The sequence below is a fragment of the Pseudomonas sp. MWU16-30323 genome, from assembly GCF_020515595.1.
In the GTDB taxonomy this organism is placed as follows: domain Bacteria; phylum Pseudomonadota; class Gammaproteobacteria; order Pseudomonadales; family Pseudomonadaceae; genus Aquipseudomonas; species Aquipseudomonas yamanorum.
Window position 1 is genome coordinate 77,102 of the sequence record NZ_JAIWYM010000013.1, and the last position, 22,862, is coordinate 99,963.

28 protein-coding genes are annotated in these 22,862 nt (G+C 60.1%); 20 read left to right on the forward strand and 8 right to left on the reverse strand.

Features of this window, described 5'->3' with window-relative positions:
* Window positions 1-2 precede the first annotated feature (2 nt).
* The 5 genes from LIY45_RS16985 to LIY45_RS17005 all read right to left on the reverse strand — a co-directional run bounded on the left by LIY45_RS16985 (window position 3) and on the right by LIY45_RS17005 (window position 4,068).
* Entirely contained in the window at window positions 3-2,801 is a 2,799-nt protein-coding gene (locus LIY45_RS16985) for a toprim domain-containing protein (RefSeq protein ID WP_226476977.1), read from the reverse strand.
* A gap of 4 nt (window positions 2,802-2,805) precedes the next feature.
* The gene (locus LIY45_RS16990) at window positions 2,806-3,039 is read right to left on the reverse strand and encodes a hypothetical protein (RefSeq protein WP_122456916.1); all 234 of its coding nucleotides are present in this window, start codon (window positions 3,037-3,039) and stop codon (window positions 2,806-2,808) included.
* A 74-nt stretch (window positions 3,040-3,113) separates the two neighbouring features.
* A complete protein-coding gene (locus LIY45_RS16995) occupies window positions 3,114-3,350 on the reverse strand; it encodes a hypothetical protein (RefSeq protein ID WP_226476978.1) in 237 nt (78 codons plus the stop codon).
* Window positions 3,347-3,826 carry a YmfL family putative regulatory protein gene (locus LIY45_RS17000; RefSeq protein WP_275263648.1) on the reverse strand — a complete coding sequence of 160 codons (480 nt, stop codon included), beginning with the start codon at window positions 3,824-3,826 and terminating at the stop codon, window positions 3,347-3,349. Before LIY45_RS17000 ends, LIY45_RS16995 begins: the two co-directional genes overlap by 4 nt.
* Window positions 3,827-3,855: 29 nt before the next feature.
* Window positions 3,856-4,068 (reverse strand): DNA-binding protein, encoded by a 213-nt coding sequence (locus LIY45_RS17005; RefSeq protein ID WP_106576223.1) that lies wholly within the window; start codon window positions 4,066-4,068, stop codon window positions 3,856-3,858.
* A 42-nt stretch (window positions 4,069-4,110) separates the two neighbouring features.
* Here LIY45_RS17005 and LIY45_RS17010 point away from each other — a divergent pair, with 42 nt between their 5' ends.
* Both LIY45_RS17010 and LIY45_RS17015 read left to right on the forward strand, forming a co-directional pair.
* Entirely contained in the window at window positions 4,111-4,503 is a 393-nt protein-coding gene (locus tag LIY45_RS17010) for a helix-turn-helix transcriptional regulator (protein ID WP_226476980.1), read from the forward strand.
* 74 nt (window positions 4,504-4,577) lie between these two features.
* On the forward strand, window positions 4,578-4,763 hold the full coding sequence (locus tag LIY45_RS17015; RefSeq protein ID WP_226476981.1) for a hypothetical protein: 186 nt from the start codon (window positions 4,578-4,580) through the stop codon (window positions 4,761-4,763).
* Window positions 4,764-4,801: 38 nt separating this feature from the next.
* On the opposite strand, the gene LIY45_RS17020 is transcribed toward LIY45_RS17015, so the two are convergent.
* From LIY45_RS17020 to LIY45_RS17030, 3 genes are all read right to left on the reverse strand, one after another.
* The gene (locus LIY45_RS17020) at window positions 4,802-5,059 is read right to left on the reverse strand and encodes an ogr/Delta-like zinc finger family protein (protein ID WP_043047335.1); all 258 of its coding nucleotides are present in this window, start codon (window positions 5,057-5,059) and stop codon (window positions 4,802-4,804) included.
* 74 nt (window positions 5,060-5,133) lie between these two features.
* The gene (locus LIY45_RS17025) at window positions 5,134-5,976 is read right to left on the reverse strand and encodes a phage portal protein (protein ID WP_260525362.1); all 843 of its coding nucleotides are present in this window, start codon (window positions 5,974-5,976) and stop codon (window positions 5,134-5,136) included.
* Window positions 5,915-7,966: a terminase family protein gene (locus LIY45_RS17030; RefSeq protein ID WP_226476982.1), complete on the reverse strand. Its 2,052-nt coding sequence runs from the start codon at window positions 7,964-7,966 to the stop codon at window positions 5,915-5,917. Before LIY45_RS17030 ends, LIY45_RS17025 begins: the two co-directional genes overlap by 62 nt.
* A 163-nt stretch (window positions 7,967-8,129) precedes the next feature.
* On the opposite strand from LIY45_RS17030, the gene LIY45_RS17035 reads away from it, so the two are divergent.
* The 18 genes from LIY45_RS17035 to LIY45_RS17120 all read left to right on the forward strand — a co-directional run bounded on the left by LIY45_RS17035 (window position 8,130) and on the right by LIY45_RS17120 (window position 22,861).
* Entirely contained in the window at window positions 8,130-9,047 is a 918-nt protein-coding gene (locus tag LIY45_RS17035; protein WP_177131668.1) for a GPO family capsid scaffolding protein, read from the forward strand.
* A 1-nt stretch (window position 9,048) separates the two neighbouring features.
* Window positions 9,049-10,071, forward strand: coding sequence for a phage major capsid protein, P2 family (locus LIY45_RS17040; protein ID WP_099312194.1), 1,023 nt, complete (start codon window positions 9,049-9,051; stop codon window positions 10,069-10,071).
* Window positions 10,068-10,793: a phage terminase small subunit gene (gpM, locus tag LIY45_RS17045; protein WP_226476983.1), complete on the forward strand. Its 726-nt coding sequence runs from the start codon at window positions 10,068-10,070 to the stop codon at window positions 10,791-10,793. Before LIY45_RS17040 ends, gpM begins: the two co-directional genes overlap by 4 nt.
* 99 nt (window positions 10,794-10,892) lie before the next feature.
* Window positions 10,893-11,354, forward strand: a complete 462-nt coding sequence (locus LIY45_RS17050; protein ID WP_226477028.1) for a head completion/stabilization protein — start codon at window positions 10,893-10,895, stop codon at window positions 11,352-11,354.
* Complete coding sequence (locus LIY45_RS17055; protein WP_226476984.1) at window positions 11,351-11,797, forward strand: phage tail protein; 447 nt, start codon at window positions 11,351-11,353, stop codon at window positions 11,795-11,797. Before LIY45_RS17050 ends, LIY45_RS17055 begins: the two co-directional genes overlap by 4 nt.
* A complete protein-coding gene (locus LIY45_RS17060) occupies window positions 11,787-12,467 on the forward strand; it encodes a phage virion morphogenesis protein (protein WP_226476985.1) in 681 nt (226 codons plus the stop codon). Before LIY45_RS17055 ends, LIY45_RS17060 begins: the two co-directional genes overlap by 11 nt.
* Before the next feature lie 11 nt (window positions 12,468-12,478).
* Window positions 12,479-13,600, forward strand: a complete 1,122-nt coding sequence (locus LIY45_RS17065) for a DUF2586 domain-containing protein (protein ID WP_226476986.1) — start codon at window positions 12,479-12,481, stop codon at window positions 13,598-13,600.
* Between the two features lie 6 nt (window positions 13,601-13,606).
* On the forward strand, window positions 13,607-14,056 hold the full coding sequence (locus LIY45_RS17070) for a phage protein (protein WP_099312207.1): 450 nt from the start codon (window positions 13,607-13,609) through the stop codon (window positions 14,054-14,056).
* On the forward strand, window positions 14,056-14,274 hold the full coding sequence (locus LIY45_RS17075; RefSeq protein ID WP_226476987.1) for a TraR/DksA family transcriptional regulator: 219 nt from the start codon (window positions 14,056-14,058) through the stop codon (window positions 14,272-14,274). The genes LIY45_RS17070 and LIY45_RS17075 overlap by 1 nt, the downstream gene beginning before the upstream one ends.
* Complete coding sequence (locus tag LIY45_RS17080) at window positions 14,271-14,477, forward strand: hypothetical protein (RefSeq protein WP_063033543.1); 207 nt, start codon at window positions 14,271-14,273, stop codon at window positions 14,475-14,477. The genes LIY45_RS17075 and LIY45_RS17080 overlap by 4 nt, the downstream gene beginning before the upstream one ends.
* Window positions 14,474-15,007, forward strand: a complete 534-nt coding sequence (locus LIY45_RS17085) for a lysozyme (RefSeq protein WP_226476988.1) — start codon at window positions 14,474-14,476, stop codon at window positions 15,005-15,007. Before LIY45_RS17080 ends, LIY45_RS17085 begins: the two co-directional genes overlap by 4 nt.
* The gene (locus LIY45_RS17090; RefSeq protein WP_226476989.1) at window positions 15,007-15,459 is read left to right on the forward strand and encodes a lysis protein; all 453 of its coding nucleotides are present in this window, start codon (window positions 15,007-15,009) and stop codon (window positions 15,457-15,459) included. Before LIY45_RS17085 ends, LIY45_RS17090 begins: the two co-directional genes overlap by 1 nt.
* A gap of 35 nt (window positions 15,460-15,494) precedes the next feature.
* Entirely contained in the window at window positions 15,495-15,782 is a 288-nt protein-coding gene (locus LIY45_RS17095; RefSeq protein WP_063033540.1) for a putative phage tail assembly chaperone, read from the forward strand.
* Window positions 15,783-15,952: 170 nt separating this feature from the next.
* Window positions 15,953-18,265 carry a phage tail tape measure protein gene (locus LIY45_RS17100; protein WP_226476990.1) on the forward strand — a complete coding sequence of 771 codons (2,313 nt, stop codon included), beginning with the start codon at window positions 15,953-15,955 and terminating at the stop codon, window positions 18,263-18,265.
* A complete protein-coding gene (locus tag LIY45_RS17105; protein WP_226476991.1) occupies window positions 18,262-18,579 on the forward strand; it encodes a DUF2590 family protein in 318 nt (105 codons plus the stop codon). Before LIY45_RS17100 ends, LIY45_RS17105 begins: the two co-directional genes overlap by 4 nt.
* On the forward strand, window positions 18,576-19,748 hold the full coding sequence (locus tag LIY45_RS17110) for a baseplate J/gp47 family protein (RefSeq protein ID WP_226476992.1): 1,173 nt from the start codon (window positions 18,576-18,578) through the stop codon (window positions 19,746-19,748). The genes LIY45_RS17105 and LIY45_RS17110 overlap by 4 nt, the downstream gene beginning before the upstream one ends.
* Entirely contained in the window at window positions 19,745-20,269 is a 525-nt protein-coding gene (locus LIY45_RS17115) for a phage tail protein (RefSeq protein WP_099312221.1), read from the forward strand. The genes LIY45_RS17110 and LIY45_RS17115 overlap by 4 nt, the downstream gene beginning before the upstream one ends.
* 9 nt (window positions 20,270-20,278) lie before the next feature.
* A complete protein-coding gene (locus LIY45_RS17120; RefSeq protein ID WP_226476993.1) occupies window positions 20,279-22,861 on the forward strand; it encodes a phage tail protein in 2,583 nt (860 codons plus the stop codon).
* The last annotated feature ends 1 nt before the right edge of the window (window position 22,862 follow it).

Sequence of the window (22,862 nt, forward strand, 5' to 3'; positions counted from 1 at the left end):
CTTTACGCCTTGAATGTCCAGCACTTAACTGTGGTCGGCCGGGGTTGTGAACATGGGTTTCGGGTGTTGAAGGCAACACGTACAGCGCTGTGCACCGCCTTGTTGCTGTCCAGAAACTTGCGGGAACGGGACTCTTTGAGCAGATCGCGCAACGTGGCCACGTCGGCCAACTTCTGTTTGTGTTCGGCGGCGCGCTCGCAGAATTCGTTAAGGTTGATAGCGATCACAGCGGGGTCGCTGCTGTGGTCGACCACCGGGTCTTCGCTCAAGGATTCGAGGTAGTCGTAGACCTCCCAAAACTCGGCCACGGCGGAATGGTCGGAGCTGATCGAGGCCTGGCGCTCAATAGCCATCCGCACGATCTGACGCTGGGTGGCAGCGACCTGGGGATCGCTCAATTTCAGCACCAGGCGCAGGCAATCCAACAGCGAGAGCAGTTGCGCGTGGTTCTTGCTGATGCGCTCGACACGGAGGTAACCGCGCAAGTCATAGCCGCAGCTGCTGCAGTTGCCCTGGTCGGTGGCGTAGGCGGTACCGCAAGCAAAGCAATGGGTATGCAGGCGGCGCAGCTTCGCTTCGTGTTCGGGCATACGCTGGGCGAACAACTCAAGCACCGCGGACTCTTTGCCCACCGCCCGCAACAGGAAGTGGCTGAGGGTTCCCCCATCCAGGGCGTTCAATTGATCAGCTGCCGCACGGCTCTGCGGGGTGACTGTTGGGCGCACAAAGTGCAGTTTCACAATGCGCGTCATGATCGCTTCGTGAGCGACCACAGCCGCGTTCTGGCTGATTGCGATCGTTCCCCGGAATGGTGGCTCGTATGTCTCGTTACCGGCCGTCTTGACGCCCTTGGTAGCCAGGGTGCCCCCGCCGAAGAAGTCTTTCAGCTCGTCCCACTCAAAGGTTTTAGCGTGCGCTCGATCATCGCTGTGGCGATCTGCTTCCAGGAACACAACCGGCATGCCAGAGACCTGGCCCATCAGGCGCGAGCGTCCGGCCTTGGTCGATTTCATGGGGTCGAAGCCCTCATAGCCTTCGCGGCCGAGTAACTTCCAGAGCAGATTCAGCAGGGTGGTTTTACCGGCGCCGGCCTCACCGGTGGCCTCCAGAAACGGGAAGGACTGGTAACGGGCGCGGATCTGTTCGCAGAACAGCGAGCCGAAGAAGAACACCAGCGCGACGAAGCCCTGGGCGCCGAAACAGGTCCACAGCAGCTGCACCCACTTTTCATCAAAGCCCTTTGCTTCGCGCTGCAGCTTGATGGGGACGCCTTTCTGCAGGGTTTTCAGGCGCAGCTTGCCGAACTCGAAATAGTCTTCGCTGTTGACCTTGTAGGTGGTGCCGTCCTTGATCGCGATGTCACCGTAGACGTAGCAGGCGTATTCCTTGCTGTAGCCCACGTAGTCGATGGTCGACACAGTTTTGATGCCGAACAGTTGGTCCTTCATGAGCTTATCGAGCTGCTGGCCACTGCCGGTAAACATCGCACCTGCCGCCATGCCGAGCAGTCGCTTTTTGAATTCGCTCGCGGCCGACAGCTGGCCGCTGGTGAAAGTGTTTTTCACGCTTTCGGAGTCGTGCGGGAAGTCCACGCGCAGGTAGTACCAGGACTCGTCCGTTACTTCGTTGCGCTGGAAATAAAGGGCTTGCGGGTAGCAGTTGGCAATCTCCACAACACTACCGGATTGCTGTAGCGCCTTTTCGCGCTGTTGTGCCTGGTTGAGCAACTGGTCGTCGTGATTCTCGCTGTCCTCGATGTCGGACATGGCCCGGTTGAATTTCTCCATGTCCAACTTGAACCAGTACAGACGGTTGGCAAAGCCCAGGTGAAATTCCCCGCGCTTGTTCCAGTCATAGATGAGCAAGGCTTTTTCCGCCGCGCTCTCAGCCAGTAGTAGGGCGCCCTGATGGCGAGCTTGTTTGAGGTCGGTGGCGATTTGGTCAGCGCGTTTAGTGTCGTCCTGAATGAAGCTCCAACGCTGGTGAAGGTCGTTCCAGTCCGCTTTGCGGCCGTCGCGTTGCGGGATCTGCGCAGACTCACAGACAAAGCCCAGGGCGCGGGCTTCGCGCACCCAACGTCGGGTGTAGGCGTTGGCGCTGGGCTCGTTATCGAGCGCCCAAACCAGCTTGGGCAACTTCCCGCCCTCTCGGGTCTTAACCAGTGCCTTGAGCGAGTCCCCAGGAAATGCATTTGAAGACATGGCCGACACCGCTGCGATGTCGTTGTGCACCAGGGCGATGGCGTCGAAGATGCCTTCAACAATCCAGATTTCCTTGGCTTCAAGAAGGTCGACACAGGGCGGGCACCACCAGACGCCGCGATAGCTATCCTTGGACTTGAAGCGGGCTTTCATCTTGCCGAAGCGGTGTGGCTGATCGATCAGACGTTCCCACCAACCGCCTTTTTCCAAGGCGAAGCGCACCGTTGCGCTGCCGGCGTTGTGTTCAGCGGAGTAGAACGTTTCCTGGGTGAACCAACCCTGGATCAGCTCAAACCGAAAGCCCCGTGCGAACTCCAGGTAGGCGCGTGCCGTTGCGTTGGGGTGCTGGTCTGTCGCCGGTGCTCGCTTGCTCCAATCTTCGAACAGGTCGTCGTATAGCTCTTTAACGTGCAGGGTGTGGCCACACTTTTCGGGGCGTCCACAAATCACCATCCATGGCGTATCAAAGCGGGAATACAGCTCTTTCTTTTTGCACTTTGGGCAGGTGCCGCCGCGCATGTAGTCGGTGCCCGTGCGGTGCTTGAGCCCGAAGTCGGCCTGAAGGCGTTGCAGCACGTCGTGACGAAGGTCTTCTTTCATGGGGTTACTTCACTGCTTTGAGGCTGTGGGACAGGGCTGCCATGAGGCGTTTTTGCGCAGCCATGACCGGGATATGGGCGAGAATTGCGCCGTGGCGCAGACCAGCCGCTACAAGGCGGAATTGGTCGGCGTACCAGTGTTCGTTGAGGCTCAAGCGATACTGCTCACGCAGGTTGGCCAGCAACGCTTCGGCCTCGGCCGGGGGCAGTTGTGTGGTGACAATTACGGCGTTTGCCATCGTTAAACCTCAATTTCGGGCGCAGCTCACCCAAACCCACGGGAGGTGGGGCCGGCGATTGGTTGGGGTTGGTGTTACGAGTTCGCGGAGCGTTGGCGGTGTGCCAGGTCCAACAACTCAATGTGGGCAAGGTCGGTCAGTTTGGTTGCTACCGGTTCGGCCACGTCGAGGTTCTCCACCAGATGAATGACTGCTCGGTTGCGTAGCGTCGACAGGTCGCCCAGGTGTTCGGCTTGGTGGCGCTTAAGGAACGCCAGTGCAGCGTTCTGCACGCACTGTTGGTAGTCCAAAGCATTGGTTTGAGTGTTCATTGGCCTTTACCTGACTTGGCGCGGTAGAGATCGATGGCGGCATGAATTTCGGCAGTACGTGCAGCTATGTGCAAGACGTGCGCGTTCAGTATCAATTCGGCCTCGTCTTCGGTGATTACGCCGTCTTCGATAGCCTGAGCGATAACCTGGTCGACCGTGCCCTGTTTTGCTGAGGTCTGTACTGCCCGTGCGTACATCTCAACGTTGTCGAGGTTTTCCGGTTGGATGACCGGCACGAACATGCCGCCGTACATGGCCGCTACGTAGTTGGCTAGGTGCTGGGTGCCTGTGACTTGTTCCAGCTGATAGATCTGTAGGTCTGTCAGCGGACGGCAGTTATTGTTCTCGTAAGCGTGGTTATCAAACTTCTTGAGAGGTAGGCCGATGCGAGCGGCGGCGCGTTCGCGGCCACCTTCAAAGGTGCAAATAATTGCACTGACGACTTCACGTCGTGTTTTTAGAACCTGACTTTTCATCTTCTGCTGTTCCCTCAGTGCACCGGCCATTACTGTTCGATCACGCCGTCTTTGATTCCGAGTAATACGGCTGCGCGATGAGCCTCCCCACGGCGGCATTGGCTTTGGCCATTCAGCACCGCGTAAACGGTGCTGGGGTTAAGGTTGTTCCGTTCAGCAAAATTTCTGGCAGTCTGGCCACGCTTCTCCAAGGATGCACGCGCCTGCTGGCGAGCTTGCTCGGTGATGGGTGAGTTGGGCATAGTGCAATTCCTTGCGTTTTCGTGTGATGACAAGCGCAGGATGTGGCAAAAATCTGCCAATGTAAATATCTGGATGGAAAAATATTGACACTCTCCGAAGAGATTGGCGCAAGGTTGCGCCAACAACGAGCCCAGGCTGGGCTGACGCAAGATCAACTTGCGGAACAACTTGGTGTCTCGAAAAGAACTCAAGGAAACTACGAATCCGGCGCCAGTGACGCACCAGCCTCCTACTTGAGTATGGCTGCAAGCGTGCTCGGATTTGACGTGCTTTACATAGTTAGCGGAACTCGTACCACGCTGAAAGTTGATGCGTTGTCTGAGGTTGAAGACAGCATTGTTCAGCAGTACCGCAGCATTCCTGTGGACGATCAAAAAGCCATCCGGCGCTTTCTTAAAGCCATTGCTGACGATGCTGCCAAAGGGGTGAGTTAATCCCTCCATTCCCGCCTCGCCACTCGCTTGCCCCCATATCATTGCGACAGCAATGGATTTATGGAGTGGTAAGCATGTTGGATCGCACAAACGCGGATGTTGGTTACGTTGAAATGGCAGCATCTGCGCGGTATGAGCTTTCGCACATTGAGCGTCGTCTGATTGGTTTGTATCGTCAGTTGAGCCTTCGCGACCAAGAGCAATTGCGCAGACTGACCGAAGCGCTGATAAGCAATCCGGATCAGTCCGACGAAGATTGATTCCTGAGCCGCCGGCATGCAGTTGTCGGCGGTTTGCATCATGCGACTGCCTGCGATCCGAGCTTTTCGAATAGCTCCCGCTGCTGGGCCCTAGGCATGTCTCGAAGACGATCAATCAGCAGCCTGTCGAACGTCTGTGCAGACGGGCTGAGTGTGTGGGAGAACGTGAGATTTGCGACCCAGCTGTGCCCACACTTTGCGTCAAGGCACTGGCAATAAAGCTTCGCGAAGTCGGTAGATAGCACCTCACGCGACGCAATCCGGCCTTTGTGCCCGCATTTACAAGTAACTCTCATATTCCCTCCCCAGGGTGCAGCTATTTGCCACTATGGTCGCATGTGGTGCAGGATATTTCTCTATCTTTGAGCGATCAGATAACGCTTTCCCCTGAGTTATCTATCTTTTTCCAGTTGATGTGCCTGTCGTGTCGAAGGCTGTCATTCAACTGACTGAACAGCTGACAGATCGGTCTGATCTCGTTGCTGGTGTACACGCGATCGATCTTCTCAATATCGCCAAAACCGCCGTTATTCTCCGGGATGATCCCGGCCAGGGCGGGGTTCATGCGCCAGGCAGCGATCACGTCATTGCGGGTAATGTTCTTCACCTTCTCCAGCTCGTCCTTGGCCTGGAAGTCGCCCACAGGGATGATCTGGATCGCGTTTTCCTTGCCGTTGGGGATGTTGACGAACATAGAGCGGAAGTTGCCCACGCCCTTGCTGGCGCTGATCTGTGCGCGCAGGTTCTCTTCGTCTTCCTCGGTCAGGTCTGGGTCGTTGGTGTAGAAGATGTAGCCCGCGTGCGCGCCGTTGCTGTAGTAGCGTCGGCGGAACAGGGTCGCGGCTTCGTTGAGCAACAGCGCCTGCATGCCGCCCAGGTAGTCGGGCACGCCGTAGATGTTCTGTTCCACGTCGTAGTCCAGGACGTGTTCAATCTCGTCCTGGTCGAAGTCCATGAACTTGCTGTCCGGCAGCAGCATTCTGAAACCGCCGTCGACCTTCACGCGCATGTTGATCGCCGGCAGGTGCTGCATCTCCAGCACCTCGCCGAAGGCATTGGTGTCGCGATAGAAATACGCCTCGCCGAACACCATGTAATCCAGGCTCGCCCGTCCCATGGTCTGCGTGCTGCAGCCCTCGGAAGGGATGAATTCACGCAACAGCAGGTTGCGTTTGAACTTGGGAATGGCGCCGTGGTGCGCGTTGGCGCGCAGCAACTTGGCCAGGCCCGCCCGCGATACCGGCGGTTTGTAGATTTCGCCGTCGTCGCTGAGAAACACCCCCAGATACTCGCCGATGTTGCCGGACAGCACCTGTTCGGGTTCCCCGAACGTGAACGCCCGCATGGGCTGCTGCTGTCGTAACTGCTGACTGGCTTGGGGCTTTCTGCGTTGTGGTTTGGGCATTGTTTCCGCTCGTGACGTAGCGGCTACGGCGCCGCTTGTTGGTATTCAGGGGTTCGTTGGCCAGGGCGTGCATGACGGCCCAGGCGATATCGGCGTGGCCGGTGGCGTCGGTGCGCGAAGCGCTGTAGGTGACCTGGCCGCTGTTGGTGGTGCCGCGCTTGATGGTTAGGAACGCCTGGGCGATGTCCGTCCAGCCGGCGTCCCACTCAATGCGGCTGCCCTGGATCGTGTCCTGGGCCTTGAGTACCAGGGTGTTTTTGGTCTCAAGGCTGTAGTGAATCGGGGTTGCCTTCGCGTAGAAGTCGCGCACCAGGTCGAACACGCCATAGCCCACGCCGGTGATATCGATCCCGATGTGTTGGACGTTGAAACGCTCGGTAAGCTTTTTGACCTGGGCGGCTTGGTAGGTGAACGAATGCCCCCGCCAGCTGTGCTTCTCCAGGATTCGAAACTTCGCCCCGGGCTCCAGCGGCGGGGCGACCACCACGCAGGTGGCGTCGTCGCGGGTACGGCTGGGATCGTAGCCAAGCCACACCGGGCTGTTGCCGAAAGGGCGATCCAGTTCTGGGTTGTAGTCCTCCCACAACGACAGATCGGAATAACAACGCTCCAGATCCTTGAGGCCGAAGGCGCTCTGGCTGCTGTCGATGAACTTGCAGTAGAACAGCTGCTGGAATTTGTCTTCGTCGTACTCCAGCTGCAGTTGCTCCAGGTCGAAAAGATCGCAGCCGCCGGCGATAGCGTCGTCGATGGTAATGGTCTTGCGCCATTGGCCATCGGGGCACAGCGCGCCCTGGGTGTAGGCCGCCTCGGTGGGCCAGGTGCCGCCGGCCTTCTTGCCGCGCTTGCTGTTGCGGAATTCCTCCCCGGACCAGAACGGGTATGCCTGGTGCGACACGGCGCTGGGCGTCGAGAAGTAGGTTTTGCGCCACTTCTTGTGGGTGCCCATGGCGCTGGCCACGGTGCTGAGTTTTTCGAAGTCGCGAATCCAGAAATATTCGTCCACATACACATGGCCGTGGTAGCCCTGGGCGGTGCTGCTGTTGGTGCTAAGAAACCGCAGTTCGGCGCCATTGCTGAGCGCGATCGGGTTGCCGGTCAGCTCGATGTCAAACCACTGCTTTGCAAACTGGATGATGTAGCTGCGGAAGATTTCCGACTGCGAGCGGCTGGCCGACAGGAACACTTGGTTGTCGCCCGTTAACACCGCGTCCATGAACGCTTCGCCGGCGAAGTAGTACGTCAGGCCGACCTGGCGGCTTTTCAGGATGTTGCGGATCCGGCACGTCAGCGGGTTTTGCTTGGCCGCGAACAGCTCCTGCTGATAGCGGTACATCTTGCTGATGAACTTATCCAGGAAGTCGACTTCGGTCAGCTCGCTGACGTCGTTTTTCACTTTCTTTTCGCGCTTCTTTGCACCGCTATCGCCACGGCTGGAGCGCTCGCTGCGTTGACCTGGGCGACGTTCCTGGGGCTCGCTGGCAGATTCCCCGATCGGTGCCGGCGCCGGTTTGACCGCCTGCTTTAACAGCCGCTCGCGAACGGTAGTCAGCCGGTCCAATTCGTTCAGCTCGTCCTTGGTCAGGCTGCTGGCTTTGTCCAGGAGGAGGGTGATTCGCCGGCCAACGGCGGTCAGCGGTTCTTCGTCCGACAGCATGTCCTCCCACCCACCTTGGCGGATCCAGTAGTAGACGATGCGGATGTTGGGCAGGTTGAGCTGCGCCTGAATTTCTTTGGCCTTACAGCGGCGCAGAAACAAGCGTTTGGCGGCTTCTTTAACTTCGGTCGAGTAGTACATGGGCCGCAGTCTATGCGGCGAAAACGCTGGAAACGCGGGGTTAAATTCCGCGTTTCTCCTATATGCCGAATCTAGGAGAAACGCGCATTTGAACCGTTTGTTTAGGGGTTGGCGGCTCCCTATCTTGGCGGCTCATTCAACCGATTGAGCGCAGTTAACGCCCATGCCCCGTTCCCTTGTTTCGTACTGGAAACGTGTCGCCACCAGCGGCACCACCGCCGATGGTCGCGAGATCCTTCCCCAGGAACTGCGCGACATCGCTGAAACCTACAAGCCTTCGAAATATACGGCAGTGATCTGGTGCGACCACGAGCGTTGGAGCGGTTCCCACGGCACCGTCTTTGCCGTGCGCTTGTTGGAGGAGGGCGAAGATCTGGAGCCCGGGCAAATCGCTCTGGAGGCACAGCTCAAGCCGAATGATCGCCTACTGCAGCTGAATGATCAGGGCCAAAAGCTCTTCTCCAGCATCGAGATCACCCCAAACTTCGCCGGCAGCGGAAAAGCCTACCTGACAGGTCTGGGCGTCACCGATGAGCCGGCCAGCCTGGGCACCCAGGAACTCTATTTTTCGAAGCAGACCCACAAAAACTCTTTCTATGCCGCGTCCGTTGAACTGGGCTCTTTTGAGGCTGAGCCACAGAGCGAGGTCGGCAAGCTTATCGGCTTGCTCGCTGGCTTGTTCAAGCGCTTTTCCACGGATGACGAGCCCGTCGAACCCACCACCCCAAACGAGAGCAAACCCCCAATGGATGAAGCTACAGCAACGGCCCTTAAAGCCCTGCTGGCTCAATTGCTGATTGTCGCTGCCGGCATTCAGGCTGTGATTGAGCCCGTCGCGGAAGACGCCCCAGAGCCCGAAGCCGCCCCAATCGACGACGTAGCAGCAGCTGTTGACGATATCGTCACCACTGCCGAAGACGACCGCGAATTCAGCCGTAAAGGCAGCGCCACCAACAAGGCATTGCTCGCCAGCATGGCGAAGTTGGAGCAGCAGTTTTCCGCACTGCAGAACACCTCGACCGGTCGCCAGTTGCCACGCAATCCAGGCCCGGTAAACACCCCACGACGCAAGGTGCTCTGACATGGCCCAGCCATTAAGCGCCCGTGGCGCCAAACAATATGCTGAGCTGCAGGCTGCAATCGCCGAAGCCTATGGTGTTGAACGATCGAGCCGGATGTTCAGTGTTGAACCGTCGATTGCTCAGGAGCTGAACGACGCGATCACCGCTAAGGCCGACTTCCTGGAGCGCATCAACGTCACTCCGGTCAGCGAGATCAAAGGTGAGAAGGTGTTCATCGGTGTGAACGGCCCAGTCACTGGCCGCACCAACACCAAGACAACCGATCGCGAAGCCAAGGACGCATCGGCGCTGGATAACACCCAATACGAACTGGCTGATACCCAGTCGGACGTTGGTCTTCCGTACGCCAAAATCGACGCCTGGGCGAAGTTTCCCGACTTCAAAGAGCGCTATTCCGCCGCCGTGCAGAAGCGTATCGCGCAAGATCGGATCGTTATCGGCTTCCATGGCACTCACGCTGCTGTTGATACTGATTTGGAGAAATTCCCCAAGCTGCAGGACGTGAACAAAGGCTGGCTGCAGCAACTTCGCGAGCAGGCCCCACAGCAGGTGCTCAAAGAGGGCAAGACTGCCGGTAAGGTCACGCTGGGCGCCGGTGGCGACTACGCCAACCTTGATGCCCTGGTGCATGACACCAAGCAGATGGTGGACGAGATCCTGCGCGAAGACGGCGACCTGGTCGCGATCATCGGCACCGATTTGCTCGCTGCTGATAAGGCCAAGTTGTACACCAAACAGGGCGACACCCCGACCGAAAAGGAGCGTATCGAAAACGCTCAGGTCATTGCGACCTATGGCGGCCTGCCGGCGTTCAGCGTGCCGAACTTTCCGGTCAACGCGGTGCTGGTCACCAGTTGGGACAACCTCTCGATTTACTACCAGGACACTAGCTGGCGTAAGCAGACGATCGAGAATCCGAAGCGCTCCCGCGTCGAGGACTACAACAGCCGCAACGAAGGCTACGTGATCGAGCAACTGGAAAAGATCGCGTTCACCGAAAACGTTGAGCTGGTGGTCGCGTGAGCCTGGCCCTGGCGCACAAGCGCCGCACCCTGGCCTTGGGCAGCACTGCAGTAGTGGCGCTCGCCGCTGCTGCAGGCATGGCCTATTCCCCGGCCGATGCGCTGAGCAGTCCCGCTAATGCGCGCAAGCATCTGCTGTTGCAGGAAGCGGCACTGGATCAGGACCTGGCGCGAATCAGCGCTATCAACGGCCTGGCCGGACGCCAGGCGCTGAAGCGTGAAGAGCTGCTGCCCAAATACCAGGAATACGTCCAGCGCTACTGCGAGTCAGGCCTGAACTTTCCCAACCGCGTCGCGGTGCAGGTGATGGTCTGGCTGTTCGACACCGTCCAGTTCGAAGACGCCCTGGAGCTGGCTGACTTCCTGATGGAGCAGGGCCAGGCAATGCCGGAGCGCTTCAAGCGCCGGGATATTCAGACCTTTGTGGCCGACGCCGTGTGTGAGTGGGCCTACGCCGAATACAACGCCAACCGCAGCCCGGAGCCCTATCTGTCCGACCTGTTGCCCCGTGTTGACGGCGAATGGCAGCTGACGGAGCAGATCCCGAGCAAGTACCACAAGTTGATCGGCATGCGCGCCATGGAAGCCGAGCAGTGGGAAACCGCGCTCAAGCATTTGGAGCGCTCCACTCAGCTGTACGCGCAGGCCGGCAACGACACCCGCATAAAAAAGGTTCGCAAGGCCTTGGCAAAACAAGCAGCCACTAACCCGGCTACCAAATAACCGACTACCCCCCCCCAGCGGGGACCTGTGGAAGTGAGCCGCCCATTTATGGACCGTCCCACTGAAAACAGGCTCCCCGCCCTATTTGAGCGCCCAGCAATGAGCTTTTCCGGGAAACCCACCACCTTTGTAGAACAGACAATCGAGAACGACTGCTTTTGGCCGAACCTCTCTCTGTCCGAGTTCCAGAAGGAATACCGCCTGCCGGCGGAGTACCTGGTAGAGCTGCTGGGCGGTGATTTGACCATGGCCATGATCGAGGTCAACGGCGACCTGGCCAAGTGCAAGGCCCGCTGGCAGGCCTTCGGCATCACGAATGTTGAGTCCGCGGATACGGTGCTGCTGCAGGAGCGTGCATTCAAGGTGAAGCTGTACAAGCGCGCCGTTTACTGCCGCACCAAGGCCAATTTGCTGCCGCAGTTCGCCACGGTCACGCGCCGGGAAAGCGCCGAGAACATCGGAAAGGAAGCCCCAGAGCGGGCTGAAACATTCTTGGCCTTCAGCCAGCAGGCCGTTCGCGCCCTGCAGGGCCGTGGCCGCATCACGGCGTCACTGCAGTGATCCAGCTGCAGGCGCTGACCGCCTACCTCATGGCCCGCAACCTGGTCGCCCCGGAGCAGTTCGACAGCTGGACCGAACAGGTCAGCCTGGAATTGATCTGGAAGCCCGACCGCGACGGCCTGCATATGGCTGATATGCGCTATCGCGCTGTGTTCTCGCTGGAGCGCTTCACCGGTCACCCGGCCAGGCTGATGGCCCTGGTCGGCAGTTGGCTGGAAACACACGACTCCAACCGCGACCGCCACGAACTGCCGGCGCCGCTGTTTGCCGTTGAGCCCCTGGACCAGGACAGCTTCGACGTGGAGCTGTCGCTGGAATTCATCGAGCCGCAATACCTGGCCGAGGACCCCGCCGGCGAGATCGAAGCGTTCAACAAGAGCTGGGCCTTTGTGCCGTTCGATCTGTGGGTTGCTGAACAGGGCGAGGTCGGCCATGGCCGCTAACCCACTCGACCTCGATGTCAGGGGCTTGCTCAACGTCGACGCCCAGTTGGCGCTGCTTGATCTGTCGCCACAGTTGCGCCGGCGGCTGCTGAACAACGTGACCAAGCGCGTGCGCTCAATGAGCCGCAAGCGGGTACGTGAACAAAAGAACCTGGACGGCAGCCCCTTCGCCGAGCGCAAGGGCTCTGCCAAGGGCAAAAAGAAGATGGAAGCCGGCCTGGCCAAGCTGCTGCAGGTCACCCGCGTCAGTTCCGATGAAGCCGAGCTTGGCTGGAAAAACGCACTCACCCGGTGGGTCGCTTCCCAGCAGCACAACGGCGTTAGCGAACGACGTACCGCCGCGCAGATGCGGCGCTGGAACAAAGTCCCTCCGGGTATCGCCTGCACCGACAAACAAGCCAAGCGCTTGCGCCGCCTGGGATTCCGCACCCGGCAGAAGGGCAAAAAGACGCTGACCAGGCCCTCAGTGGCATGGATTCAAGAACACGTGAACTACGCCAAGGCCGGTTTGCTGATCCGCATTTTGAACGACGAAAAGGCCGAGACATCAGGCGCGCAAAGCTGGGACATCACCCTGCCAAAACGCCAGTTCCTCGGCGTAGAGACCGGGAGCGAAACCCGCGAGCTGGTTAACCAGGTCTTCCAACAAATCCTTAATTCACCCCGCTAACGAGGCACAGCATGGCACTTGGCAAAGTCAGCGTTAACAATCTCAATCTAGGCCAGGGCGCCGTGACTGAGATCGAACGCTATTTTCTGTACATCGGCCCCGGTCCGAAAAACACCGGCAAATTGATCGCCCTCAATACCGACAGCGACCTGGATGCCGCCCTGGGTGTGCCAGCCAGTGACCTGAAAACCCAGATCACTGCAGCACGCTTGAACGGTGGCGATCGCTGGGCCTGCCTGGCGGCGCCGATCGCAGCGGATGGCGAGTGGGCCGAGGCCCTGGAAATGTCCCAGCAGCAGGGCTTTTCCGTCGAAGCGGTAGTGATCACCAAGCCGGTGGCCACCGGTGCCGAGCTGTCGGCAATGCACGACGCGGCGGTGTCGATGAATGACACCTATGGTCGTCGTGTTTTCGTCATGGCGGCCACGGCAGGCCTGTCGCTGAGCCCTTTCCAGAGCTGGGCGGAATACCTGGTAGCCCAGAAGGCAATCACTGCCGGACTGGCTGCGCCTCGGGTGTTGGTGGTACCGCAACTGCACGGCAACGACCTGGGCGTGTTGGCCGGTCGCCTGGCCAATGCAGCAGTAAGTATTGCTGACAGCCCTATGCGCGTGGCCACTGGCGCGCTGCTGGGCCTGGGGCCAGTGCCTGTGGACTCCGAAGGCGTGCCACTGCCGTCCTCGATCCGATCGGAGCTGGATAAAGCGCGTTTCTCTGTCTCCCAGACCTATTCCGACTACCCGGGCGTGTACTGGGGTGACGGCAACATGCTGGACGCCCCTGGCAGTGACTACCAGGTAATCGAATACCTACGCCTGGCCGACAAGGCCGCTCGCCAAGTCCGTCCACTGCTGATTCGCCGTGTAGGCGATCGGCGCCTGAACAACACCCCCAACAGCATGGCCGTGAACATCACCGCGCTGATGGCGCCTCTGCGCCGTATGGCCAAGTCGGTGAAGTTCGCCGGCGAGGTGTTCCCTGGCGAGATCGAATCGCCGAAGGACGGCGACATCGTGCTGGTCTGGAAGAGCAAAACCGCCGTAGAGGCGTTCATCAAGATCAAGCCCCACAACTGCCCGAAAGACCTCACGGCGAACATCGCCCTGGACCTTTCCAACGACGATTCGGAGTAACCCCCCATGTCACGTATTGGCGGCAAGAACTTTGACGTGAACCTGGGCGACCTGCAGGTCCACGTCGAAAGCTGCACCCTGGACATCACCGACAACAGCAAGACCGCGCAAACCCGGGGCGTGCCTGACGGCTACGTCGACGGTGACGTGGCAGCCGCGGGCGACCTGGAGCTGGATTCCACCAACTTCAATCTGTTGATCGAGGCGGCCCGCAGTGCCGGCAGCTTTCGCAAGCTGGAGGCCTTCGACGCGGTGTTTTTTGCCAAGGCTGGCGACGACGAGCTGCGCATCGAGGCGTTCGGCTGCAAGTTGAAGGTCTCCAGCCTGCTGAGCATCGATCCCAAAGGTGGCGAGAAGACCAAGCACAAGGTGCCATTCGAGGTCACCAGCCCGGACTTTATCCGTATCAACGGCGTGCCGTATCTGGATGCCACCGAGATCGAGGGCATTAGCTGATGGTCTGCCCGTTCGATCGCGCCCAAGCCCTGGAACAACGTCAGCGGGACCAGGCTATCAACGCCCAGTTGGCCCAGGCCCGGCGTGAGTCAACGGGCCCAAGCCTTACCCACTGCCAGGACTGTAATAACAAGATTCCTGCAGCGCGCCAGGCGCTCGGCGGCAAAACCCGCTGCGTCCTGTGCCAGTCCTTTTTCGAGAAAGGAGTGCAGCGATGAGCACGAATCAGGCGGCCCAGGACACCGCCATCGCACTGGCGAAGGCGTCACCTGCGATCGGTGTAGCGGCAACTGGAGCGACAGGGGCCGTCGACTGGTCGGCTGTCGCCTACATGCTGACTGCCGTTTACATGGTGCTGCAGATCCTGCTGTTGGTTCCGAAGTATCGCCAGATGTTGCGCGACTGGAAGGTGAAGCCATGAGCCTGCGCGGCAAGATCGCCGCCGGCGCCATTGCGCTCTGCAGCTCCACGCTGGTGGTGTTCCTCGGTACCTGGGAAGGCAACGGCCAGAACACCGTGTATGCCGACAAGCTCGCCCAGGGCCTGCCGACCGTGTGCAAAGGCATCACCCGCCATACCAGCCCTTATCCGGTGGTGGTCGGTGACTACTGGTCTGACGCGCGGTGCGACGAGGTGGAACAGCTGGTGATCAGCAAGGGCCAGTTGCAGTTGGCCGACTGCATCACCAACCAGGACGTGGGCCAGAACACCTTCGACGCGCTGAGCAGCCATAGCCACAACTTCGGCGTACCCAGCACCTGCGCCAGTCGTGCCGTCGCGCTGATCAATACCGGGCGCATCAAGGACGGATGCAACGCGCTGGCGTGGGCCGCTGACGGCAAAACTCCGGTGTGGGCCTACGTCACCACCGCGCCGGGACAGAAGGAGTTTGTCCGGGGCCTGCACCGGCGCCGGCTGGCCGAAGCACAGCTGTGCAAGGCGGGTTTGTAATGCGCGAAGCCATTTTCCCCCTGGTGCTGTGCCTGGTGGCCTGGTTCGCCTTTGACCTGCTGGAAGGTCAGCGCGATATCGCCCGCAGCGAGCGCGATGCAGCGCTGTTCGAAGTCACCGGCCTGCGCGAAGCGGCGCGTGTTAGCGGCGAGATGTTGGCCGAGCGGGACGCTATTGATCTTCAACGCACTCAGGAACTGAACGATGAACGCACCGAAAACGACGGCCTGCGCCTTGCTGTTCGCGCTGGCCTTAAACGGCTGCAGCTCAACGCCACCTGCAGCGTCCCCGCGTCCGGTACCACCGGCGCCGGCGGCTTGGCTGATGGCGGATCCGCCGAACTCACAGAAGACGCTCGACAAGATTATTTCACCCTCAGAGATCAGCTTGCCCTCAGCAAGCAAATGATCCTGGGCCTGCAGGACCACGTGCGCCGGGTTTGCCTGCGCTGATTCACCCACTTTAAAACCTGAACGGAGCAACACGCATGACCGATAAACGCGAGATCACCCTGGAAGTAGGCGACAAGGAATTCACCTTTGAGCTGACCCCGCAGGACGTGACCAAGTACTTCAACGCCGTGACCCAGACCAACAAGGTCGCGCCGGCGAACAACCTCCTGGTGAACACCGTTAAGCAGGAAGAACGCGCCTCCCTCAAGCCGATGCTGGGCAACCCAGTATTGGTCATGCAGCTGGCCGGCGCGCTCCTGGAGGAATACAGCCCAGACGTTGAAGTCACCGTAAAAAAGCCCTCGACCACGCCGAACGACTGACCGAAAACGGCCTGGGCCAACTGCTGGCCTTGGCCGGTCGCTGGCTACCAGGTGCCGCGCCCACCGCCGAGGTGATGGGCACGGCCAAGTGGCTGGAGGACGAACACTGGCGGCGGATGGAAATCGCCATCGCCAACGGCATCGCCCACGCATTGAACGGATGACCACAGATGGCTGACAAAAGCGCCCGCCTGGCCTTCATTTTGAACCTGACCGATAAGGTCACCGCCCCGCTGGGCAAGGTCAAAACGGGCTTTTCTGACCTGGCAGCACAGAGCCAGAAGAACATCACCCAGATGGGCGTCGGCCTGGCTGGGATGGTGGGCGCCGGGATGGCCATCAGTGGATCCCTGGAACCTGCCCTGGAGATGAACCGTGCCCTGGGCGAGGTCCGATCGTTGGGCGTGGCCGAAGAGGCGTTGGACGCACTGAATAAAAAGTCCTTGGAGTTCTCGGTGGCCTACGGTGAAAACGCCCGGGACTTTGTGGCCTCGGCGTACAGCATTGAGGGCGCCATTAAGGGGTTGAGCGGCAGCCAGCTGGCTACGTTCACCAATGCCAGCAACCTGTTGGCCAAGGCCACCAAGTCCGACGCCGATACCATGGGACAGTACGTCGGCACCATGTACAACCTGTTCAAGGGTCAAGCCGATGCCATGGGCAAAGGCCAGTGGGTGGACATCCTCACCGGCCAGACCGCGACGGCTGTGAAGCTGTTCCGCACCAGCGGCGAGCAGATCGGCGAGGCCTTCAAGGCCGCTGGCGGCCTGGCCAGCACTGCAGGTGTGAGCCTGGCTGAGCAAATGGCTGTCCTTGGCACCCTGGGCAGCACCATGGACGGGGGCGAGGCCGGTGGCCTGTACAAGTCGTTCTTCGAGAACGTCAGCGGTGCATCGGAAAAACTCGGCATGTCCTTTGTGGATCAGCAGGGCAAGTTGCTGCCGATGATGGACATCCTGGACAAGCTCAAAGGCAAGTTCGGTGACCTGTCGATCGAGGCAAACGGCAAGAAACTGCGCGATGCCTTCGGCGGCGAAGCGGCCCGCTTGATCACCACCCTAATGGGCGATACCGATCGTTTGAAGAACGGTATGGACCAACTGGGCAACGTGCGCGGCCTGGAAAACGCCGAGAAGATGGCCATGGCCATGGTCGATCCGTGGCAGCAGTTCGGCAGCGCCGTGCAGGCGTTGCGTATTGCGTTCGGCCAATCCCTGATGCCAATCCTGCAGCCGCTCATGGCCAGGCTGACCGGCGTAGCCACCACCCTGACACGCTGGTCTCAGTTGTTTCCCAACATCACCCGCGTGGTCAGCATTGCGAGCCTGGTAGTCCTGGGACTGACTGCAGGTATGGCAGCCCTGACCTTTGTGGTGGGCATCAGCAAGATGGTGTGGCTGTCATTGGTCACGGTCTGGCGATTGGTGCAACTGCTGCAACTGCGCTCTGTGGCTGCTTTTATCCTGCAGGTGGCCGTCATTGCGCTGTACGTCACCGGGTTGGTCCTGCTGTACACGACGCTTGGCATTATCCGTGGGGCCATGCTGCTGTGGCAGGGTGCAATTTGGCTGGTCAACGTGGCACTGACGGCTAACCCGGTTGGGGTGATCGTGATGGGCATTGCCCTTCTGATCGGTGTCGTAGCGGCAGCGATTATCTACTGGGACCAGTGGACCGGCGCCTTGATGAACACCGAGGCGTTCAAGTGGATCAGCAGCCAACTGACGGCGCTGTCTGACTGGTTCAACTCCATGGGCGGTTGGTCGGGCATGGCCAGCGCCGCGTGGGACGGCATCGTCAATATCTTTAAATCGGCCATCAATGGCTTGATCGAGATGCTGAACAAGATCCCGGGCGTGCAGATCGATGCCGCGTTTGGCGACATGCCGGCGGCACCGCAACTGCCCACCATCACCGCACCGACGGTCGAGGCACCGTTGCTGCCACAGCTGGTGAGCGCTCCCCAGCAACCCATCCAGGCGCCGCCCCTGGTGATGGCTGCCGCACAGAAGGCGCCCGCGCCGGCCATGCCCGCGCTCAACGCATTGCAGCCCCAGGCACAGCCGCCAGCGTTGGTCCTGGCCCCGGTACCGAAAACGCCGGCGCCGATCCCCCAGCCCCTCGTGGCTCCTGAGCCACCGCGCACAGCGCCGGCACTGGTGGCCGCGCCTGCCTTGAAGACACCGGCGCCGATCGGACCGCAGCTCAACATCCCGCAGCCGAAGCAGCCGCCGGCGTTGGTGACTGCGCCGGCACCTACTGAAAAGGCCGAGCAAAGCCAGCAACGCATGAACGGATCTGTGGCCGGTCTGTCACCGAAGCGGCCCGACGCCGTGCCCCGGGGCGGCCTGCTGAGCAGCATCCAGAACAACAACCAAACCCAGAACAAGGGCACCCACGTGGAGAACGTCAACATTCACACCGGTAAACCGATGAACCCGCTGGAGCTGGAAGGCATGTTGGCCATGGCGGTGGGCGGATGAGCGAATACATCGACCTGTTGATCGTCGACAACGACCTGTCGCTGGACCCGTCCCGTCAGCCGCTGCTGATCGAGGACCGGGCCAGCATCGCCCAGGACATCGCGCACATGATCCGCGAAAGCGGCCTGCTAGTGACGCTGGTGGCTGAGCGTAGCCGCCTGCGCCAACGCGACTGCATCCAGCAACTGGAACTGCTGGTGGAGGCGGACGAACGCCTGGTACCGGGCACCGCACTGATTAACCAGGTGCAGTCCGGCCAGTACCTGGTCACGGCCAAAACGCTGAAGTTTGGCGACATCGAGGTGACCCTGTGAGCGACGTAGATTTTAAACAGGCGCTCGCTGACGCCGGCATTCCCACCACCGAGGATGGCTTGCGTAAGGCCTGGGAAAAGGAAGTAGCCGCCCAGGGCAGCAAGATGAGCAACACCAGTGCCTATTCGCCATTCTGGCGTGTGATCACGGCCCTGGTGACTAAACCGGTCATGTGGTTGATCAGCTTTGTCAGTGACACGGTCCTGCCCAATTTCTTTGTAAAAACTGCCCGGGACAAGTGGCTGGACATGCTGGCCTGGGCGGTCAACGTCGAGCGCAAAGGTGCGACCAAGGCCCAGGGCATGCTGTTGTTTACCCGGGACGTCGCCGGCGGCGTACTGGAGCTGCCCGCCGGCGTCCTGGTGCAATCCGCGGCTATCAACGGCCATATTTACCAACTGATCACCACGCAGGCTGCAACCTTTGCAGACGGCCTGCAGCAGTTGGAAGTCCCGGTAGAAGCCCAAGAAGTTGGCAGCGGCTACAACCTGGCCCCGGGTTACTACGCGATCCTGCCGGTACCCATTGCCGGCATCGCCCAGGTGGTGAACGTCGACGGCTGGTTGATCGCACCTGGTGCTGATCCTGAACCGGACGATCAGCTACGTTTGCGGGTGCGCAACCAGTTCTCGGCGGTCAATCAGTGGCACACCGATTCGGTATACCGCGCCATGATTTCAGCCTTCCCGGGCGTGCGGCCCGATGGTGTGTATTTCCTGCACGGCGCACCCCGGGGCCCGGGCAGTGCCAATGCCTACGTGCTGTTTGATGCAGACGTGCCGGCGGCGACATACCTGGAGCAAATCAACGCGCATATCCGCGACCAGGGCAATCATGGCCACGGCGATGATCTGTTGGTCATGGTCATGCCTGAAACCCAGCACGCGCTGAGCTTGACCGTATGGCCACGTCAGCTACTGACCGCAGAGCAGCGCACCAAGCTGCAGACGGAAGTGGAACTGTTCATTCGTGCAGCCTTCCGCGAAAGCAGCGCCGGCGACTATCAACCAACGCTGACTTATCCACAGTCGCGCTTTTCATTCAGTCGCCTGGGGGAAGAACTCCACCAGCAGTTCGCGGGCATCGAGTCGCTGCACTTCGATAACGCCGACATCGTGTCAGAGCTGACCATCCCCCGGATCAGAAGCCTGCAGGTGGTGTTGGCATGATCAAACTGAATTTGCCGTTCTGGCTCGATGGGCCACAGCTCACCAAGCTGAAAGCCGCCGCCCAGTCCTGGTGGGAGAAAGTCGAAGGCTGGCTGCAATGGCCGCTCCTGCAGATGGACGCCGAGACATGCCACCTAACCGTCCTCGATCTGCTGGCCTGGCAGCGGGACACCACCCGCTTCAAGGACGAGCCTGAAAGTTTGTATCGCTTGCGGGTCAAGTTCGCCTTTATCAACGCCGTCGACGCTGGCAGCACAGCGGGGCTCAAACGCATCCTGCAGCGTCTGGGCGTGGGTTACGTCGAGATAGACGAGCGTATGCCAGATCGGGACTGGGACGTGGTGCTGCTGCGCCTTTCCGACTCCCAGCTATCGCAGAACCCCGAGCTGCTGCGCGTGCTGATTCAGCAGTACGGCCGCACGTGCCGGCGCTATGACTTTGTGACCATCACCCCCGTATCGCTGCGCATCGTCGCGGCTGACTTTAACGACGATCAGCAGACGCTGATCGCCCGCCTGTAGGAGTCCCCAATGGGAGCCAGTATTACCCTTGCAGGTGAAAGCCTGATCGCCCAAAAAACAGGCGCACAGCAGCGCCTGGATGTCGTGCGCTTTGTCTTCGCCAACGTGCCAGGCCTGAACCCAAATGCTCCGGTCGACCGCGCAGCCGGGAAACCGCCGGCGGCTCAGATCGTCCACACCTACTCGATCCCGAAACAGAACATCGGCTTTGTGAACCCCAACCAGGTGGTTTACAGCTCGATGTTGGGCAGCGATATCGGCGACTTTGACTGGAACTGGATCGGCCTGGAAACCGCCGAGAATGTGTTGCTGGCCGTCGCCTACGTGCCTGTGCAGCAAAAGCGAAAGAACATTCCGCCGCTGCAGCTGGGCAACAACGTCACCCGCAATATCCTGGTGGTGTTCGACGGGGCCCAGGCGCTGACCGGCATCACCATTGATGCCAGCACTTGGCAGCATGACTTCACCGTGCGCCTAAAGGGCATCGACGAGCGCGAGCGGCTGAGTAATCGCGACGTATTTGGTCGGGCCTGTTTCTACCGTAGCGGCCTGCAGGTGGAGAAGGTTGGGGCCGGGTATCAACTCAAGCCCGGGCTTGCCTACATCGAAGGCATCCGCGTGGAGCTGGTCAGCGTCTTGCCGATCGCGCCGCCGGCGGTACCGGCACCAGTGTGGCTGCATGTGTCATTGCGCCGTGAGTTGAACGACGTGCAGGCCAGTTGGAAAGTGGTTTTTGATCCCAACCAGGTCGACTACCTGGACACCGACGGTGCCTGGCACTACTGCATTCCCTTGGCGCACCTGGTGAACGCGAACCAGATCAACGATCTGCGCACGATTGCGCCAATCGACGGCCCGCTGGTGGATCACTTTGCCGCCAAGGTGGGCCATTACCCTGACCTACGGTCGGGGTCCGCCACCAAGTTGGTCAACCCCCGCGCTATTAACGGTGTGCCTTTCGACGGTACCCAAGACATCACGGTGCAGGACGCCACCAAACTGCCGCTGACTGGCGGCACGATGATCGGTGATGTCGTCTACGCCGCCGGCAACTATTTCGGCAGCGCCTGGGCGCGTGGGATGACGTTCACGTCCGGCGGCAACATCGTGGGCAGCATCGGCGGTTACGGCTCGTCGACCGGCTTTAAAACCCTGTTCATGGGCTTGGGCACTGATGGGTATATCTACGGCAACGGTGTGCGTGTTTCTGACGCCGGCGTGGCCATTACCGGGAAACTATCTGGCGACGGTGGCGGACTGGTTAACCTCAACGCTGGTGCCCTCACTGCAGGAACGGTGCCCCGCGTAAACCTGTCCGGCTCCTATGACATCCAGGTCACCGGCAATGCTGGTACGGCCACCCGTTTGGAAACGGCCCGCCTGATCAACGGCGTGGCGTTCGACGGTACCCAAAACATCGCGATTGGCGACGGCTCCAAGTTGCCACTGAGCGGCGGGACGCTGACCGGCGGCGTGCGATTCAACATGCCCATGATCGGCGGGCCATTTGTCACCTGGAAAGAGCGCCAGACGGCCATTCAGATTGATTGTCCGTCAAACGGGGCAGTTGCATATTCCATATGGAAAGCCACCAACTGGAGCGAGCGCCATCTAGCGTGTATGGATGTGTGGGCCGGCGGCTCTTCGACCACAGCTCCTGAGGTCGTCATGCATGTCGGCGATACGGTTGCAGCCTTCACGTTCAATGGGGTAGGCCATCTTACGATCAAAGGCTCTTACTACGGCGACGCCGGCCAACTCACAGGTTTGAATGCTAATGCATTGACGCTTGGTACGGTGCCCAAGGCCCGGTTGAGCGGCACTTACGACATTGCGGTGTCGGGCAATGCCGCTACCGCTACCAAGCTAACCACGCCTCGACTGATTAACGGTGTGTCGTTCGATGGCACCGCCAACATCGCGATCGCGGATAACTCAAAGTTGCCGCTCAGTGGTGGTTATCTGACCGGAACGGCGCGGTTTGATTTTCGTGCAATGGCGGGCGCGTTTGTTGACTGGCGTTCGCGCTCTCCGGCTGTACAGATTGATTGCCCTGATAACGGCAACGCCTACTCGATATGGAAGGCAACCAACTGGACCGACCGTCACTTGGCATCCATGGATGTTTGGGCTGGTGGTGGCTCCGCGACCCCCGCAAGCGTGGTGATGCACGTCGGTGCGTCCAACAGCGCGCTGACCCTCAGTGAGGGCGGAAACTTGACTATCGCGGGCTTCTACAGCGGCAACGCTGCGGGCCTGACCAATCTCCCCCAGGCCACCCCCGAGATACCTGGTGCGGTGCTCAAGAACAACGCATACCTTGGCCCAAATGGCTGGTGGAAGTGTGCACAGACCGGCCTGATCCGTCAGTGGGGTATCACCCTGGGGGCCTCTGACACGGTGACCCACCGCAGTTTTCCGATCGCTTTCCCGAACCGCTGCGTGTCCTTGGTTGCCTCCCGGACCAGCCTTTTCTATTCGGACGTTGCCACAGGCACGAACACGTTGATCGTCAGCAACAGCCAATTTTCCGTGATTTCTGGCCCGTTCAACTCGCCAGATGACATTTATTGGGAGGCCACAGGCTACTAAT